This is a genomic window from Halopiger djelfimassiliensis (assembly GCF_000455365.1).
In the GTDB taxonomy this organism is placed as follows: Archaea; Halobacteriota; Halobacteria; order Halobacteriales; family Natrialbaceae; genus Halopiger_B; species Halopiger_B djelfimassiliensis.
In genome coordinates this window covers 269810-283625 of record NZ_HG315685.1, presented here as the reverse complement: position 1 = coordinate 283625, position 13816 = coordinate 269810, and the positions used below count along the sequence as shown (strand labels likewise).

15 protein-coding genes are annotated in these 13816 nt (G+C 67.5%); 9 read left to right on the top strand and 6 right to left on the bottom strand.

Annotated features, from left to right (window positions below; all coding sequences use genetic code 11):
* Positions 1 to 26 precede the first annotated feature (26 nt).
* Entirely contained in the window at positions 27 to 1214 is a 1188-nt protein-coding gene (locus TX80_RS07290) for an NAD-binding protein (RefSeq protein WP_049922460.1), read from the bottom strand.
* Between the two features lie 108 nt (positions 1215 to 1322).
* On the opposite strand from TX80_RS07290, the gene TX80_RS07285 reads away from it, so the two are divergent.
* The 3 genes from TX80_RS07285 to TX80_RS07275 are packed head-to-tail and all read left to right on the top strand — an operon-like array spanning position 1323 to position 4064.
* Positions 1323 to 2561 carry a TrkA C-terminal domain-containing protein gene (locus TX80_RS07285; RefSeq protein WP_049922459.1) on the top strand — a complete coding sequence of 413 codons (1239 nt, stop codon included), beginning with the start codon at positions 1323 to 1325 and terminating at the stop codon, positions 2559 to 2561.
* Positions 2558 to 3748 carry a TrkA C-terminal domain-containing protein gene (locus TX80_RS07280; protein WP_049922458.1) on the top strand — a complete coding sequence of 397 codons (1191 nt, stop codon included), beginning with the start codon at positions 2558 to 2560 and terminating at the stop codon, positions 3746 to 3748. The genes TX80_RS07285 and TX80_RS07280 overlap by 4 nt, the downstream gene beginning before the upstream one ends.
* 31 nt (positions 3749 to 3779) lie before the next feature.
* Positions 3780 to 4064 carry a ubiquitin-like small modifier protein 1 gene (locus TX80_RS07275; protein ID WP_049922457.1) on the top strand — a complete coding sequence of 95 codons (285 nt, stop codon included), beginning with the start codon at positions 3780 to 3782 and terminating at the stop codon, positions 4062 to 4064.
* Between the two features lie 18 nt (positions 4065 to 4082).
* On the opposite strand, the gene TX80_RS07270 is transcribed toward TX80_RS07275, so the two are convergent.
* From TX80_RS07270 to TX80_RS07260, 3 genes are read right to left on the bottom strand one after another with little or no spacing between them, the layout of a single operon-like run.
* A complete protein-coding gene (locus TX80_RS07270; RefSeq protein WP_049922456.1) occupies positions 4083 to 5015 on the bottom strand; it encodes a GNAT family N-acetyltransferase in 933 nt (310 codons plus the stop codon).
* Between the two features lie 26 nt (positions 5016 to 5041).
* On the bottom strand, positions 5042 to 6289 hold the full coding sequence (gatD, locus tag TX80_RS07265) for a Glu-tRNA(Gln) amidotransferase subunit GatD (protein ID WP_049922455.1): 1248 nt from the start codon (positions 6287 to 6289) through the stop codon (positions 5042 to 5044).
* A 55-nt stretch (positions 6290 to 6344) separates the two neighbouring features.
* Entirely contained in the window at positions 6345 to 6557 is a 213-nt protein-coding gene (locus TX80_RS07260; RefSeq protein WP_049922454.1) for a hypothetical protein, read from the bottom strand.
* 182 nt (positions 6558 to 6739) lie between these two features.
* Between TX80_RS07260 and TX80_RS07255 the strand changes: the two genes are divergently transcribed.
* Entirely contained in the window at positions 6740 to 7336 is a 597-nt protein-coding gene (locus TX80_RS07255) for a hypothetical protein (RefSeq protein ID WP_049922453.1), read from the top strand.
* Positions 7337 to 7345: 9 nt separating this feature from the next.
* Here the strand turns inward: TX80_RS07255 and TX80_RS07250 are convergent, their stop codons facing one another.
* Positions 7346 to 8005, bottom strand: a complete 660-nt coding sequence (locus TX80_RS07250; RefSeq protein WP_049922452.1) for an ArsR/SmtB family transcription factor — start codon at positions 8003 to 8005, stop codon at positions 7346 to 7348.
* A gap of 108 nt (positions 8006 to 8113) precedes the next feature.
* Positions 8114 to 9073, bottom strand: coding sequence for a hypothetical protein (locus TX80_RS07245; protein WP_049922451.1), 960 nt, complete (start codon positions 9071 to 9073; stop codon positions 8114 to 8116).
* Positions 9074 to 9328: 255 nt separating this feature from the next.
* Here TX80_RS07245 and TX80_RS07240 point away from each other — a divergent pair, with 255 nt between their 5' ends.
* The 5 genes from TX80_RS07240 to TX80_RS07220 all read left to right on the top strand — a co-directional run bounded on the left by TX80_RS07240 (position 9329) and on the right by TX80_RS07220 (position 13809).
* The gene (locus TX80_RS07240) at positions 9329 to 9739 is read left to right on the top strand and encodes a DUF5802 family protein (RefSeq protein ID WP_049922450.1); all 411 of its coding nucleotides are present in this window, start codon (positions 9329 to 9331) and stop codon (positions 9737 to 9739) included.
* 29 nt (positions 9740 to 9768) lie between these two features.
* Positions 9769 to 10707 (top strand): Vms1/Ankzf1 family peptidyl-tRNA hydrolase, encoded by a 939-nt coding sequence (locus TX80_RS07235; protein WP_049922449.1) that lies wholly within the window; start codon positions 9769 to 9771, stop codon positions 10705 to 10707.
* 52 nt (positions 10708 to 10759) lie between these two features.
* Positions 10760 to 11776, top strand: a complete 1017-nt coding sequence (locus TX80_RS07230; RefSeq protein ID WP_049922448.1) for a DUF1611 domain-containing protein — start codon at positions 10760 to 10762, stop codon at positions 11774 to 11776.
* On the top strand, positions 11773 to 12813 hold the full coding sequence (locus TX80_RS07225; protein ID WP_049922447.1) for a dipeptide epimerase: 1041 nt from the start codon (positions 11773 to 11775) through the stop codon (positions 12811 to 12813). The genes TX80_RS07230 and TX80_RS07225 overlap by 4 nt, the downstream gene beginning before the upstream one ends.
* 90 nt (positions 12814 to 12903) lie before the next feature.
* Entirely contained in the window at positions 12904 to 13809 is a 906-nt protein-coding gene (locus TX80_RS07220; protein ID WP_049922446.1) for a hypothetical protein, read from the top strand.
* The last annotated feature ends 7 nt before the right edge of the window (positions 13810 to 13816 follow it).

Below are 13816 nucleotides of genomic sequence, written 5' to 3'. Positions count from 1 at the left end.
CCGTCGCGTCCGATATGGGGTTTTCCTCACTCGTCGCTCATGATCCGATCGATCAGATCCGTATCCTCGCTGCCGAGGGCCGAACGCACCAGCAAGTGGCCGCCGAGCACCGACGGGCTGATGACGGTATCCGCGCCCGCCCGCTCGAGTTTCCGGGCGTTCTCGCGGTCGGTCGCGGCGGCGACGATGCGGGTCTCGGGCGCGAGTTGGCGTGCGGTCAGGATCGCGAGCGCGTCCTGGGCGTCGCGGTTCGTGGCGACGACGATCGCACGCGTGCGGTCGATCTTCGCCCGCTGAAGGGGCCCCTCGTCGCTCGGATCGCCCGTAACGACGGCGATGTCGCGTTCCGAGAGCGTCGCCGCCACGTCGCGGTCGTCGGTGACGACGACGAACGCCTCGTCGGACCGCGCGAGTTCGTCGACGATCGGTTCCGTCAGTTCGCCGTAGCCGAGGACGAGGATGTGGTCCTCGAGCGTCTGGAGTTCCGAATCGGTCATTCTTCCGAGTGTTTTCGTGATTCTGGCCTGGATCGCCGGGCCGACCAGCGCACCGATGGCGATACCGAAACTGGCCACCCCGAGGACGAGCACGGACATCGTAAACAGCATTCCTTCGGTCGAGGCCGGGTCCGGCGTGATGTCGCCGTACCCGACCGTGCTCGAGGTGATCAGCGTGAAATAGAAGGCGTCGAGGATGCTACTGATCCCCTCGAAGTGCTCGCGCAGCGCGTAGCCGCCGATCGTCCCGTACAGCTGAACGCCGATGAGCGCGGATCCGGCGGCGATCTGTGTCGTACTCAGCGAGACCGAACCGGTGAACCGATCGCGGCTGAACAGCAACACCGGGATCGTCACCAGCGAGAGGACGATCAACGGCACCGAGTACCGGCTCGCCTGAAGGAGGCCCTGCGCCGCGGTCAGCGGCAGTAACAGCAGGGTCGCCCACCAGCCGACGCGGAGCCCGCGCCGAAGAGCGAGTGCGCTCCCGACCATCAGGAACCCGGTGAGCGCCCCCGTGAACCCGGCGGCGTTCTGGACGATTTCGGGAACGTACGCTGCGAGCGGCCCGTCGACGGTGTCGATTCCGATGTTGACGATCGCCGTCGCGACCGACAGCAACGCGACGGTCAGCGCGAGCACCACGGCCGCTCGCATCGAACGCACCCGTCGCCGGATGTTCGGACGCCGCGCTCGAGCCGACCGGTCGTCGACCATACACTCCGCTCTGCCTCGCCGTTATAAACGTCTTCGCTCTCGTATCGCCGAGTCGTTCGAGGCCGGCCTTCCGGTACACGTTTATCGATCCCGCACAACCGGCCCACAATGGCGCTTCCGGTCGAAATACTGCTCGGGCTCTATCTCGGTCTCCTGACCGGTATCGTTCCCGCGTTCGTCGCCGGTTCGCTCGGCTTTCTCGTCCGATACTTTACCGGCGTGACGCTGCCCGGGTTCGGTGTCGTCGTGCTCGCGCTATCGATCGCCAGCATTCAGGGGGGACTTCTCGGACTCGTCGAACCGACGATCGCTCAGTCGCCGCGATTGCTGGTCGCGGTTCTGGTCGTACTCATGCTCGCGCTCTATGCCCACAATCAGGGTGACAAACTCGGCGCTGAACTGCCCCACCGGCTCTCGCTGACCGCGATCCGCCAGCGAACGCTGTCGGCCGACGTCGTCGAACTCGTCGGATCGATGGGACAGGTGACGGTTCGGCCAACCGGCGAGGTCCGTGACATGGAAGGCTATCCGCCGCTGTCGTCCGAACTCCGGAACACCCTCAAGGACGGCTCCTGGCGGCTTCCGGCCGACCTCCCGCTGTCGGAACTCGAGGCTCGACTCGAGGAACGGCTGCGAACCGACCACGACCTCACGGACGTCGACGTGACCATCGACGAGCGGGCCAGTGCGACCATCGCGGCAGCCCCGCCCACGGGAATCCTCTCACAGCGGGTCCCGGAACGAACGCATGCGGTCTCGCTGACGACGCTCGTCCCGACCGGGCTGGCTCGCGGCGATGCGGTTGCGATTCGAACCGCCGGTCGATCGATCACCGGGACGGTTCTGAGCGCCCGAAGCGAAAGCGACGGGGACGGCAATGAAACGGTCGCGCCGGCGGTCGCTCCCGAACCGACCGCAGCCGACGGCGGCGAGACGGACCCGGTCGTCCCGGCTGCGAAGCCGAGTCGGACGACCGCCGGCGGCCCGGGCCGGGTGACCGTCGCCGTCCCTCGCTGGGACGTCAAATCCCTCCTCGAGGCGGATCGGCCGCGCCTGATCGTCCGCTCGCGCGGCACGAGCCGGGAGTTCGAGGCCTTCGCGCTGGTCAAGCAGGCCGGCTACGTGATCCGCCGTCTCACCGTCGGTTCGGCCGAGCCGGTCGACGAAACCGTCGCGGCCGACGTAACGATCCTCGCGACACGTCACCAGACCAGTGAGACCGGCAGTCGCCGACACGGGTGGGTGTTCGCCCCCGACATCGAGCGCCGTCTCGAGCCCGGCGACGAGGTCTTCGTCGCGGGCCCGGAGGAGTCGGTCGAGACGTTCGCGGGGGAGATCGCACAATGATCGTCACACAGGCGATACCGCTCCCGGCCGAGACCCCGTCCGATGTGATCGTGTGGCTCCTCCTGTTTACCCTGCTTGCCGGCGGCACCGCGACCGGTGCGGCGGTCGCGTTCCGGTGGTACAGCGCCGATTCGATCCCGGAGGGCGTGGCGATTCTGGTCGGCATCGCGCCGGTGGCGCTCTGGCTGAACACCCAGAGCGCGTTACAGGACGCGATCATCGGCAGGACGTCGCTGCTCGACCCCGAAACTGCAGTTTTTACCATCGTCGCGTTTCTCGCCAGCGCGATCGCCGCCGACGGGGGCCGCCGAGTGGGCGATTACCTCGCGCGGAACGTCTTCTGGATGGCCGGCTCGCGGACCATCGACGACGTCGGCCAACTGGTCCGTGCAGCGGGACGCGTCGTCGCCGTCGAACTCCCCGCGGAGATCGACGAGGTCGACGGCTACGACCCCGTCGACCCAACCACGACGGCCGAGCTGGCGGGCCAGACGTTTCTCTTTCCCCGTCGACTCTCGACCGAGCAGTTACGCGACCGACTGATCGACCGCCTCGAGCGCGATTACGGGATCGGACACGTCGACGTCGAAATCGCCGCCGACGGAACGGTCGAATCGCTCGCGGTCGGCGGCCGGCCGGCTGGGATCGGACCGACGCTCGCCCCGGGGACCGTCGCCGTCGCGCTTCGGGGTGATCCCGCGCCCGACGCGAGCCCCGGCGATGCCGTCCGCATCTGGCTCACCGACGGCGAGTCGACGCGCCGGCTCGCGGAGGGAGAACTCCGGGGCATCGCGGGCGAGACCGCGACCGTCGCCATCGACGCCGACGACGCCGCCGACCTCGAGACCGACGCCGCGTATCGGCTCGTAACCCTCCCCGGCACGCCCGGCGGCGAGCGCGAACTCGTCTCGCTGCTCCGGGCGGCCAACGAGACGGTCACGACGCGGACCATCGACGCCGCCGATCCCCTCGTGGGGACGGCAGTCGACTCCCTGCCGGTGGTGGTCCTTGCACTCGAGCGAGACCGCGAGGGCACCGGCAAGGACGACCCCGGTGAGGGGACCATCGTCGCGTTGCCCGACGGAGAAACGCGTCTGCAGGCGGGGGATACGGCCCACGTACTGGGTCGACCAGAATCGCTGCGACGTCTCGCGGAGTGGGACGGGTCGAACACGGAAGAGCGGTAGCTACTTGCCGTCGGCACCGGTACCGACGGATATGTCCACGGAGTGGAAACTGTTCGCCGACCTCGCCGAACGGGCGGGCGACAAACGCGTCACGGTCGAGGCCTCGGCCGGCGATACCGTCGGGGACGCGCTCGAGGAACTCGTCGACGAGCACCCCGACATCGAGGGGCGGGTACTCGATAGCGACGGCAACCTCCGATCGCAGATCAACGTGCTTCGGAACGGAACGAACGTTCTCGTCGAGGAAGACGGTCTCGAGACGGAACTCGAGGCGGACGACGAACTGGCGCTGTTTCCCCCGGTCAGCGGCGGCTGACCGGGACAGCTCGCGGGGTTACGGTACCGATCGCGTGAGATCCGCCGCGAGCACGAAGTCCGGTTCGTCCGCGATTTCGGCTCCAACGGCCGCGGCATCGGTCACGTACCGCGCACGCTCGGGGACCAGAACGCGGGTGCGATCGACCTCGAGGGACGCCGCATCGCGAGCGATCGCGGCGAACAGCGCCCGGGCCGCGGTGTCGTCGTCCCAGGCCGCGAGCCCGTACTCGGCGTAGGCCTCCGTCGCCTCGTCGTCGTTCGTCTCGTCCTCGATGATCGACCGTTCGCCGGTTCGAGTCCGGTAGGCAGCCCCCGCGAGTCCATCGTCCCCTTCGACCGCGAAGACCGCCGTTTCGTCGGCAAACGCGTGGAAATCCTCGCGGGTGAGCTCCCGGATCGCCCAGGACTCCTCCGGCGCGAGACCAAGCCCGCACAGCTGCTCGCGTGCGTCACAGTGGGTCCAGTATCGCCACGCCGCAGCCGGATCGTTCGAGACCGTCCACGAGGCCGGGATTTCGGCGCGGTGATCGGGGTCGGGGTGGACGAACCGAAACTCCGACACCGGTTCGAACCCGCCGGCTCGCGCGGAGCCGAGCGACGCCGTGTTCCACGAGAAGATCATCACTCGACCGGTCGTCGCACCGCGGTCGCGGGCCCACTCGAAGCAGGCCTCGATGAGTCGCTGACTGACTCCTCGCCGACGGTAGTCGGGGGCGACACGAATCCCCTGAAACCACGCCTCGTCGGGCGTGAGCATCACCGCTTGGACGATTCCGGCGGCGTTCCCGTCGATCTCGGCGAGAAACGTCTTCTTGCCGTACTCGGTGTCGTCTTCGATCCATTCGTCGTAGATCTCCGGAATGTAATCACCCCCGCGGTCCGTCCAGATCTCGCTGGTAAATTCGATGACAGCTTCGCGATCGTCGTGGGTCGCTCTGCGAATGTTCATAGCGGATCGAGATCGTCGTACTCGTGTTACGTCCAGGGAACCGATCGGTCCTGAATCTCGCCGACAAGCGATGTCTCCATCGCCGCCGGGACGTCTTCGGCGTTTGCAAGCGCCCACATCAGCTTGACTTTCGCCGTCCCGGGCAGGGTATCGCCGGCCTCGAGGACGCCGGCCTCGAGCAGGTCGCGACCGGTGTCGTAGACCCGGTCACAGACCCGGCCCTCGAGACACTGGCTGGTCATGACGACCGTCGTTCCGTCCGCGATCAACTCCTCGAGGCGCGGCACGAGGTCGGTGTGAACGTGTCCGAGTCCGGTGCCCTCGATGACGAGTCCTTCGGCACCCTCGACGACGTCGAGGAACGCGGGGTCCATGCCGGGCGTGAACTTCAGCAGTTCGACGTCGGTCTCGAGGGCGGGCTCGACGGCGAGATCGACCGCACCGCGGGACTGATACTCGCGGCGGAACTCGACCGCGGTCGTCCCGTAGTCGACGGTTCCGAGGGGTTTCGCGCCGATGGTTTCGAAGGCATCACGACGCGAAGTGTGGTTCTTCCGGACGCGCGTGCCGCGGTGGAGCGCACAGCCGTCGTCGCTCTCGGAGGCGTGCATACAGACGAGCACCTCGGCACAGTCGCTCTTTGCGGCCTCGACGGCACAGACGGCGTTCATCACGTTGTCCGAGGACGGGCGGTCGGCCGACCGCTGTGAACCCGTAAAGACGATCGGAACCGGCGTCTCGAGCATAAACGAGAGCGCCGACGCGGAGTACTGCATCGTGTCGGTCCCGTGCATGACGACGACGCCGTCGGCCCCGGCCTCGATCTCCTCGGCGACCGCTTCGGCGAGGGACTGCCAGATCGGCGGCTCCATGTTCTCCGAGAGGATGTTCGCGACGACCCGCCCGCGGTAGTTCGCCCGGCCCGCGAGGTCGGGGACCGCCCGAAGGACGTCCTCGGCGTCGAACTGGGCCGTGACGGCACCGGTACGGTAGTCGACGGTCGAAGCGATCGTGCCGCCGGTCGAGATCAGCGAGATCGTCGGGAGATCGTCGTCGAACTCGACCTCGGAACTCGTCCCCTCGTCGCCGCCGGTGCCGTCGATCTCGTAAACGTCCTCCGCGAGAACCGAGACGTCGGCCTCGGCGCGGTCGACGCCGACGTTGTACCCGCCCTCGAGTTTCACTACGAGGTGGTCGTCCGTGCTGGAGGGAAGCAACACGCCTTCGTACGTGCGATCCGCGCGGTCGACGCGAACGCGATCGCCTGGATTCATACGACAGCGTTGCGCGCCATCGGACTTGAAGGCACGCTTTCCCCCGCGGTCGGGGCTACGTGAGGACGCCGACGGCGACGAGTCCCAGCCCGGTCAAAACGAGCACGCCGACGAGCAACGCCGTCAACAGGCGGATCGACGCGAGCGAGTCCTCCGAAAGCCCGAGCCGGGGGTAGAAGTGGCGCGCGGCAGCGAGAAACCCGATGCCGATCGCGACGGCGAGGATGCCGACGGCGACGAGATCGACGTTCACTCGCGTTCCTCCCATCCCGACCGTGAAAAAACGTGGTCACGTTTCGGGCGACGGACGCCGCCGAACTCGAACTGACAGTCGAAGACCGGACCGGCGGCAAGCGAACCGAGCGGTCAGCCCTGCGATCTGTAACGTTCGAGGAGGGTTCGTGTAGTTGAATCGAAAGGTCCATGGCGACAGCCGGCGTAGTCGAACGCATGGGCGACCCCTCGGACGAGGTGACCGAGAGCCGGGATGCCGAACCCGCCTCGACCGACGAACTCCTCGAGGAGACGGATCGGCTCCTTTCGGACTCCGGAAGCGGGGTCGGCGAGAGCGGCGGGGAGCCACTGACCGGGCCGCGTCCCCACGAGCGGGACGGAACCAGCCCGGCTGCCGACTCCGTCGACGGGGCTGCGGGCGAGTCCGGGTCGTTGCGACACTCCGGACTCGCCGACCGGCTCTCGCTGGAGCGATACTTCTCGCCGAAGGCGTTTCTCGCGCTCGTCCTCGTCGTCGGCCTCGGACTGATCGCCGGCGATACCGTCGTCCCGATCGGCGGTCGAGCGGTGGGAACGTTCCTCGTTGCCTTCCTCGCGGGGCTGATCGCATCCAGACGGCGGTACCTCGAGATGACTGCCGCCGGAGCGTCCGTCGGCGCGGCGGCTGCAGTATTCGATCATGCGGTCATCGCGGTGGCCGGCTCCGGGTCGGCCGTCCTCGCCGTCGGGGCGGCCGTCGGTCTGGTTTCGTCGGTCGGCGGCTACTACTTCGGACGGGACCTGCGCGACGGGCTGTCCCGCGACGTCGAGTGACGCCGGCGGTTACGCGTTCGTCGTCAGTTCCCAGCCCCGTTCGGTTCGCTGGACGATCCCCTCGTCGGCCATCGCCTCCAGCAGTTCGGCGACGATCTCCCGGGGGACGTCGATATCCGCGCTGAGCTTGCCGACCGACTTGGGGTCGGAGCGAATACTCGCCAGCAGATCGGCGTAGATGCGACTCTCGGGGCCGGCACCGACGGTTTCGGAGATCTGATCGAGCACGTCACAGAGCCGCCCCTGAACCCATCGCTGGGCCAGCGAGAGCTCGTTTTCGAGCTGTTCGAGGTCCTCGAGCGCTCGCAGCAGGTCGTCGAGTTCGTCCGTGCCCTCCCAAGAGACGTCGAGCGAAAGGTGCCGACAGGTCGTCACGTCGAAACTGCTGTTTTCGGGATAGGCGCTCTTGCTCGCGAACCCGTACGGCGAGACGTTCACTTCGAGCCGAACGTTTCGGGCGATGTGGAAGTACTTCCGTCGCTGGTCGTCGACCCGACTCTCGATCAGCCCCGCCTCTTCGAGCTTTCGAAGGTGCTCGATGACCGCCTTGGGACTCACGCCGAGATACTCCGAGATTTCGGTAACGTAACAGGGTTTGCGGGCGAGTAGTTGGAGGATCCGTCTCCGGTTTTCATTGCCCAGCAGATCCAACAACGCGGCGGAGTCCATCGTAGGCAGGTATGGTGTCGGCGCTGAAAAGCGTGTCTTCTCGCCAGAGAGCATGCCACGGCCCGACTGCGAACGGTTCCGTCCCGCTCGAGCGCGTGTGCCGACGGATTACCTGGCTCCGACGGCCGACGAGCCGGCGTTGCCGTTGCCCGACGAGCCGGCGTTGCCGTTCGAGCCGCCCCCGCCATTGTCAGACGAGCCGGCGTTGCCGTTCGAGCCGCCCCCGCCGTTGCCCGACGAGTCGGCGTTGCCGTTCGAGTCGCTGGAGCCTGCGTTCTTGCCGGGTGACGACTGGTCCGTCTCAGCCCTCGAGTTCGATTCACCGGCCGCTTCGGATTCCGACTTGCCGGGTGCATCGCCGGCCTTGCCCGCGTTCTCGCCGGCTCCAGTCGAGGGGCCGGAGTCCCGATCGTTGCCCGGCGGTCGCTCCTCGGACGCCCCGTTTGTCGACTGCTGGCCCGGCGGCGTTCCGTCCGGTCCGCGGTCGTCCGGCGGTCCGCCGCCGGGATGCCGATCGTCGTCCGCGTGACCCGGGGCGAACGCGGTGACGTCGGGACCGGCGAGTTCCGATGCGCGTTCTTGCAACGTGTCGAGCCGGCGTTCGTCGACGCCGGTCTCGTTGGCACGCGGTTTGGTCCGCTCGGCCGACCGTTCCAGCGCCGGAATCTCGACTGCCAGCCGGGTCATCCGCGCCTGATATTGTGCCTCCGGGAGCGTCCCCTTCCGCTCCCGAAGCTCGTCGCGTTCGGCCTCGAGCGACTCGAGTGTGGTCTCGAGGTCGTCGGTTCGATCGGCGACGATAGCCGCGCGAGTCGCGTCGTCAGCTTGCTCGTACTCCGCTTCGAACAGCCCGGTTTCGACGCTCGTTTCCGCGTCAGCGGCGCTTGCCTGCATGAACGTCGAAACGGTCGTCTCGGTCGTGTTCGAAGCCGTCGTGTTGGTCTCCACCTCGGCGTCCGAACCGTCGTCGGCGATGACGTTCCCGAACGCGGCGCTCGCGACGGGAGCGACGGTGAGCCCGACGACGGCGACCAGCACAAGGAGGGCGATCGACCGGATGGTCCTCATCGTATTCGAGTACAGAACGGAACCTCCTAAAAAGTCGAACCTTCGTTCGGATCGTTCAATCGTCCCTCTCGAACCACGAGAACCGCTTGGAGCGTTTAAGCGGCCCATACTGCCCCTCGTTGGACGAAGTTCGCGACACGTCCGTTCGATCGACGACCGACACGTGGCAACCCGGGCTGTGACTACGCTGATAGCGATCCGGTATAAGTCTGTTCGCAAATAGTTATGTCTCTCCGGACCATGTGTATAGTTACCATGTTCGAGGTGTTCTCGCGGAGCTACTATCTCGGACGCCTCTACGTGACCCCGACCGACGCGGATCGGGCACTCATGCACAGCGGGCAACACGAACGCATCAACGAGGAAGTGTACGCCACCGGCGACGGCGTCGAACGGCTCGACGCGCCGCTGGTGATGAAACTCGAGTCGCGACACTTCCCGGTCCACGGCGACGAGAGCGTCCCGGCGAACACGCTTGCGCTGCCGGCGTGGCTGCTCGACGATACGGAGGTACGGAACCCGCCGTCGCTGCGGGAGGTGTGGCTCGCCCGGCGCGGACGGGCCCGGCAGTTACTCGAGTTCATCGGCGGGTCCCCAGCGGGCGGCGACACGGATTCCGGCTCCGGGTTCGACCCGAGCGACGAGTATCCGAACGCCGGAACCTAGAAGTACTCTCGCTTCGCGTTTTCGGCCGGATGTTCGACGTCGACGAGTTGCTCGGGCGTGCGTCGCTCAAAGACCGTATCGACGAACTCGAGGACGAAAACGAGCGCCTGCGGGCGCGATACGAGGCCGAATCCGATCGTCGGGCCGAGGCGACGACCGCCAGACAGGAGGCCGAAGAGCGGATCAACCGGCTCGAGGACCGCATCGCGCAGCTCGAGGGCGAACTCGAGCGCGTCGACGACGGGGACGCCGACGTCGAGTGTCGACGGCACGAGACGATCCGCGGTGCTCGCCTCGAGGAGGTCGTCGATCGGCTCACGTCGTTCCGGACGGCCGAGGAGGGTGCGCTGACGGCCGTCGTCGACGACGGCGTCGACGACCTCAAGGGGGACCTCGAGACCGATCTCGACGACGTACTCGGCGACCGAACCGCGCTCGTCGACGACGCCGCCCCCTGCCTGTGCTGTGTCGACGACGCCGGCCTCGTCTCCGTCGCGCTCGAGCCGCCGATCCGGCCCGACCACGAGTCCGGCTGGGACGATCGGTTCGTCCTCGACCGCGAGTGGTTCCTGCCGACCGGCCGATACGTGCTCGCACTGGTTCGTGCCGACCTGTTTGCCGTCGGGAGCTACGCTGACGGCGACCGGCTCGACTACCGCGGGTTCGAGAGCGACGTGAAAGGCAACCACTCGAAAGGCGGCTTCTCGCAGTCGCGGTTCGAGCGGATCCGCGACGACCAGATCGACGACCACCTCGAGCGCGCCCGGGAGACGCTCGTCGAGACCGTCGCGGAAACCGACGCCGATCGGCTCTTTCTGGTCGGCCAGCGGGGCGTCCTCGACGCGCTCGCGGCGGAGACGACCCTCGAACCCGACGCGACCGCCGCCGTCGACGCGACCGGCGATCCGAAATCGGCCATCGAAGACGCCCATCGCTCGTTCTGGACGACCGACCTGACAGTGCTGTGAGGTTCCGTTCGCCGACATCTATCGTTAAGTACGGCCTCGTTCATGTCGTCGTATGCGCGTCGCAATTCTGGCACACGAGAAGTTCCCGGACCGGGCCAAGACGGCACTGGGCGTGCTCCGGTACGCCGACTACGAGGCCACCGCCGTCCTCGACCGCGAGACGGCCGGCAACCGCGTCACCGACTTCGTTCCCGACGTACAGGACGCCCCGATCGTCGAGGGGATGGCCGACCTCGAGCCGGGGTCGGTCGACGCCCTGCTGATCGGCGTCGCGCCCATCGGCGGCGGCTTCGAGGAGAGCTGGCGCGAGGACGTCCGGACGGCCCTCGAGTACGGCTGTGACGTCATCGCCGGCCTCCATTACTTCCTCGAGGACGACGACGAGTTCGCCCGACTCGCCGCGGAAAACGACTGTGAACTGTGGGACGTCCGGAAACCGCCCGCGGATCTGACGGTCAGCGAGGGGGTCGCCGCCGAGGTCGACGCCGACGTGATCCTGACCGTCGGCACCGACTGCTCGGTCGGCAAGATGACCGTCTCGATGGAACTCGCCCGCGACGCCCGTGAAGCGGGCTACGACGCGGCCGTAATCCCGACCGGCCAGACCGGGATCATGATCGAGGGCTGGGGGAACCCGATCGACCGGGTCGTCTCGGATTTCACCGCCGGCGCGGTCGAGGAGATGATCCTCGAGAAGGGCGACGAACACGACTACCTCTTCGTCGAGGGACAGGGCAGTATCGTCCACCCCGCGTACTCGGCGGTCACGTGCGGAATCCTCCACGGCGCGATGCCCGACAAGCTCGTGCTCTGTCACGTCGCCGGCCGGGACGCGATCCACGGCTACGAGTCCTTCTCGCTGCCGTCGATCCCCGCCTACGTCGATCTCTACGAACGGCTGGCCGAACCGGTCGCCGAAGCCGACGTCGTCGCCGGCGCGCTCAACACCGCCGGTCTCGAGGCCGACGCGGCCGAACGGGCGGTCGACGAGTACGGCGACGCGCTCGGAGCCCCTGCGACGGACGTCATCCGCTACGACACCGACCCGCTGCTGGAGGCCCTGCTATGACGATCGAGACGACGTTTCAGCGGCGATCGCTTCCGCTCGAGTATCCGTTCACGATCTCCCGCGGAACGACGACCGAGACCGAGGTCGTGACCGTCCGCGTCGAGGACGGCGAGGGGAACGTCGGGATCGGTGCCGCCGGGCCGTCGTCTCACTACGGCGAAACCGCGGCGACGGTCGAGGCGGTCATGCCGGATCTGCTCGCCGTCGTCGAGGACGTTGGCGATCCCCACCAGCTCGCCCGGATCGAGCGACGGCTTCGCGAGACCGTCGAACGGAACCCGGCCGCACGGACCGCGGTGAGCATCGCGTTGCACGACCTCGTCGCCAAACGGCTCGAGGTACCCCTCTATCGGTACTGGGGACTCGACCCCGCGGAGACGACGGAGACCTCCTACACGATCGGTCTCGACGAGACGGCGGTGATGCGCGAGAAGACGGAAACGGCCCTCGAACGCGGCTACGGGACGCTGAAAGTCAAACTCGGCACCGGTCGCGACGTCGAAATCGTCGAGACGATCCGCTCGGTCGCGCCCGACGTTCGGCTGTTCGTCGACGCCAACGAGGCCTGGACGCCCCGGGAAGCCGTTTCGAAGATCGAGCGTCTCGCCGAGTACGACCTCGCGTTCGTCGAACAGCCGGTCCCAGCGGACGATCCCGACGGATTGCGGTTCGTCTACGAGCGATCACCGCTACCGATCGCGGCCGACGAATCGTGTATCACGCTCGCGGACGTTCCGCGGATCGCGGACCGGTGTGACATCGCCAACATCAAGCTCATGAAATGCGGCGGGCTGCGGGAGGCGGTCCGGATGATCCACGCCGCCCGCGCCCACGGACTCGAGGTGATGTGTGGCTGTATGAACGAGTCCAACGCCTCGATCGCTGCGGCCTGTCACCTCGCGCCGCTGCTCGACTACGCCGACCTCGACGGCTCGCTGTTGCTCGCCGACGACCCCTACGACGGCGTCCCGATGCCCGACGGCCGGATCGCGCTCGCGGCCCTCGAGCGGCCGGGAACCGGTGCGACGCTTAAGTGACCGACGGCCGGACTCGCTTTTCCGTCGACCACACAGTCACGCCGACCGCCAAAACGATTTACAACGGTCGGTGGTGTGTGCCCTGTTGATATGACAGACAGTGACAGGATCGGAAACGACGGGGTCTCGCGTCGAACGCTCCTGCGCACGTCGGGGAGTGCACTCGCCGTACCGGCCGTAGGGAACGTGGGGGCGACCGGAAGGGCGGACCGAGCCGACGTTGGGTCTCCGCCGGGCTGTCCGGAGGCGACGCTACGGCCGAGCATGGGCCACTGTGCGGGAACGAGCTCGGAAGGCTGCGCCGACGACCACCCGGCCACGGTCGAACTCCGGGCCGCGGTACAGGAGGTGCTCGAGACCGACTATCCGAACGTCGGCACGCTGATCGACGCGGGGTTCAAACCGTACTTCGATTCGTTCGACGTGACCGAGGAGGACGGCTGGTCCCACTGGCTGCACCCGGACCACATCGGCGACGACGCGGTGCTGGACCCCGAACGCCCGGAAGCGGTACTGGTCGACGACGACTCCTGGCGGTCGATCGGCGTCATGTTCGTCGCGACCCGGCAAGGGGAGCCGGTCGAGCCGCCCGCCGTCTACGACGAGCGAACCCGATCCGATCGCCAACGGGAGCCCCGCCCCGACGATCACCCGGATCGGTGTGCGCCGTGGCACTACCACGCCGGACTCCCCAGTCGGTTCGCGTGGTGGTACTACCGACAGGTCTACGAGCGCGAGTTCGAGGAGGGCGACCTCGAGTATCCGTGTCGGACACCCTGTATGATGCACGTCTGGACGGTCGAACATCCGGACAGCGTCTACGCCCACGACGCACCGCCGGCGGCGTCCCGTGACCAGCGGCCGCCGGACGAACCCGGCTTCGAAACCGACGCCCGGCCCGGAGAGGACGCGCTCGGATGGGACGTCCTTCCCGAGACGCTGACCCCGGAGCGGCGGCCGGACGAGTTTCCGGTGCGCGAGCGCCTGCAACGCTAGCTCAGCC

Coding starts and splice junctions, on each gene's coding strand:
- TX80_RS07290 (WP_049922460.1), bottom strand. CDS start 1,214: ATGGTCGACGACCGGTCGGCTCGAGCGCGGCGTCCGAACATCCGGCGA.
- TX80_RS07285 (WP_049922459.1), top strand. CDS start 1,323: ATGGCGCTTCCGGTCGAAATACTGCTCGGGCTCTATCTCGGTCTCCTG.
- TX80_RS07280 (WP_049922458.1), top strand. CDS start 2,558: ATGATCGTCACACAGGCGATACCGCTCCCGGCCGAGACCCCGTCCGAT.
- TX80_RS07275 (WP_049922457.1), top strand. CDS start 3,780: ATGTCCACGGAGTGGAAACTGTTCGCCGACCTCGCCGAACGGGCGGGC.
- TX80_RS07270 (WP_049922456.1), bottom strand. CDS start 5,015: ATGAACATTCGCAGAGCGACCCACGACGATCGCGAAGCTGTCATCGAA.
- gatD (WP_049922455.1), bottom strand. CDS start 6,289: ATGAATCCAGGCGATCGCGTTCGCGTCGACCGCGCGGATCGCACGTAC.
- TX80_RS07260 (WP_049922454.1), bottom strand. CDS start 6,557: ATGGGAGGAACGCGAGTGAACGTCGATCTCGTCGCCGTCGGCATCCTC.
- TX80_RS07255 (WP_049922453.1), top strand. CDS start 6,740: ATGGGCGACCCCTCGGACGAGGTGACCGAGAGCCGGGATGCCGAACCC.
- TX80_RS07250 (WP_049922452.1), bottom strand. CDS start 8,005: ATGGACTCCGCCGCGTTGTTGGATCTGCTGGGCAATGAAAACCGGAGA.
- TX80_RS07245 (WP_049922451.1), bottom strand. CDS start 9,073: ATGAGGACCATCCGGTCGATCGCCCTCCTTGTGCTGGTCGCCGTCGTC.
- TX80_RS07240 (WP_049922450.1), top strand. CDS start 9,329: ATGTTCGAGGTGTTCTCGCGGAGCTACTATCTCGGACGCCTCTACGTG.
- TX80_RS07235 (WP_049922449.1), top strand. CDS start 9,769: ATGTTCGACGTCGACGAGTTGCTCGGGCGTGCGTCGCTCAAAGACCGT.
- TX80_RS07230 (WP_049922448.1), top strand. CDS start 10,760: ATGCGCGTCGCAATTCTGGCACACGAGAAGTTCCCGGACCGGGCCAAG.
- TX80_RS07225 (WP_049922447.1), top strand. CDS start 11,773: ATGACGATCGAGACGACGTTTCAGCGGCGATCGCTTCCGCTCGAGTAT.
- TX80_RS07220 (WP_049922446.1), top strand. CDS start 12,904: ATGACAGACAGTGACAGGATCGGAAACGACGGGGTCTCGCGTCGAACG.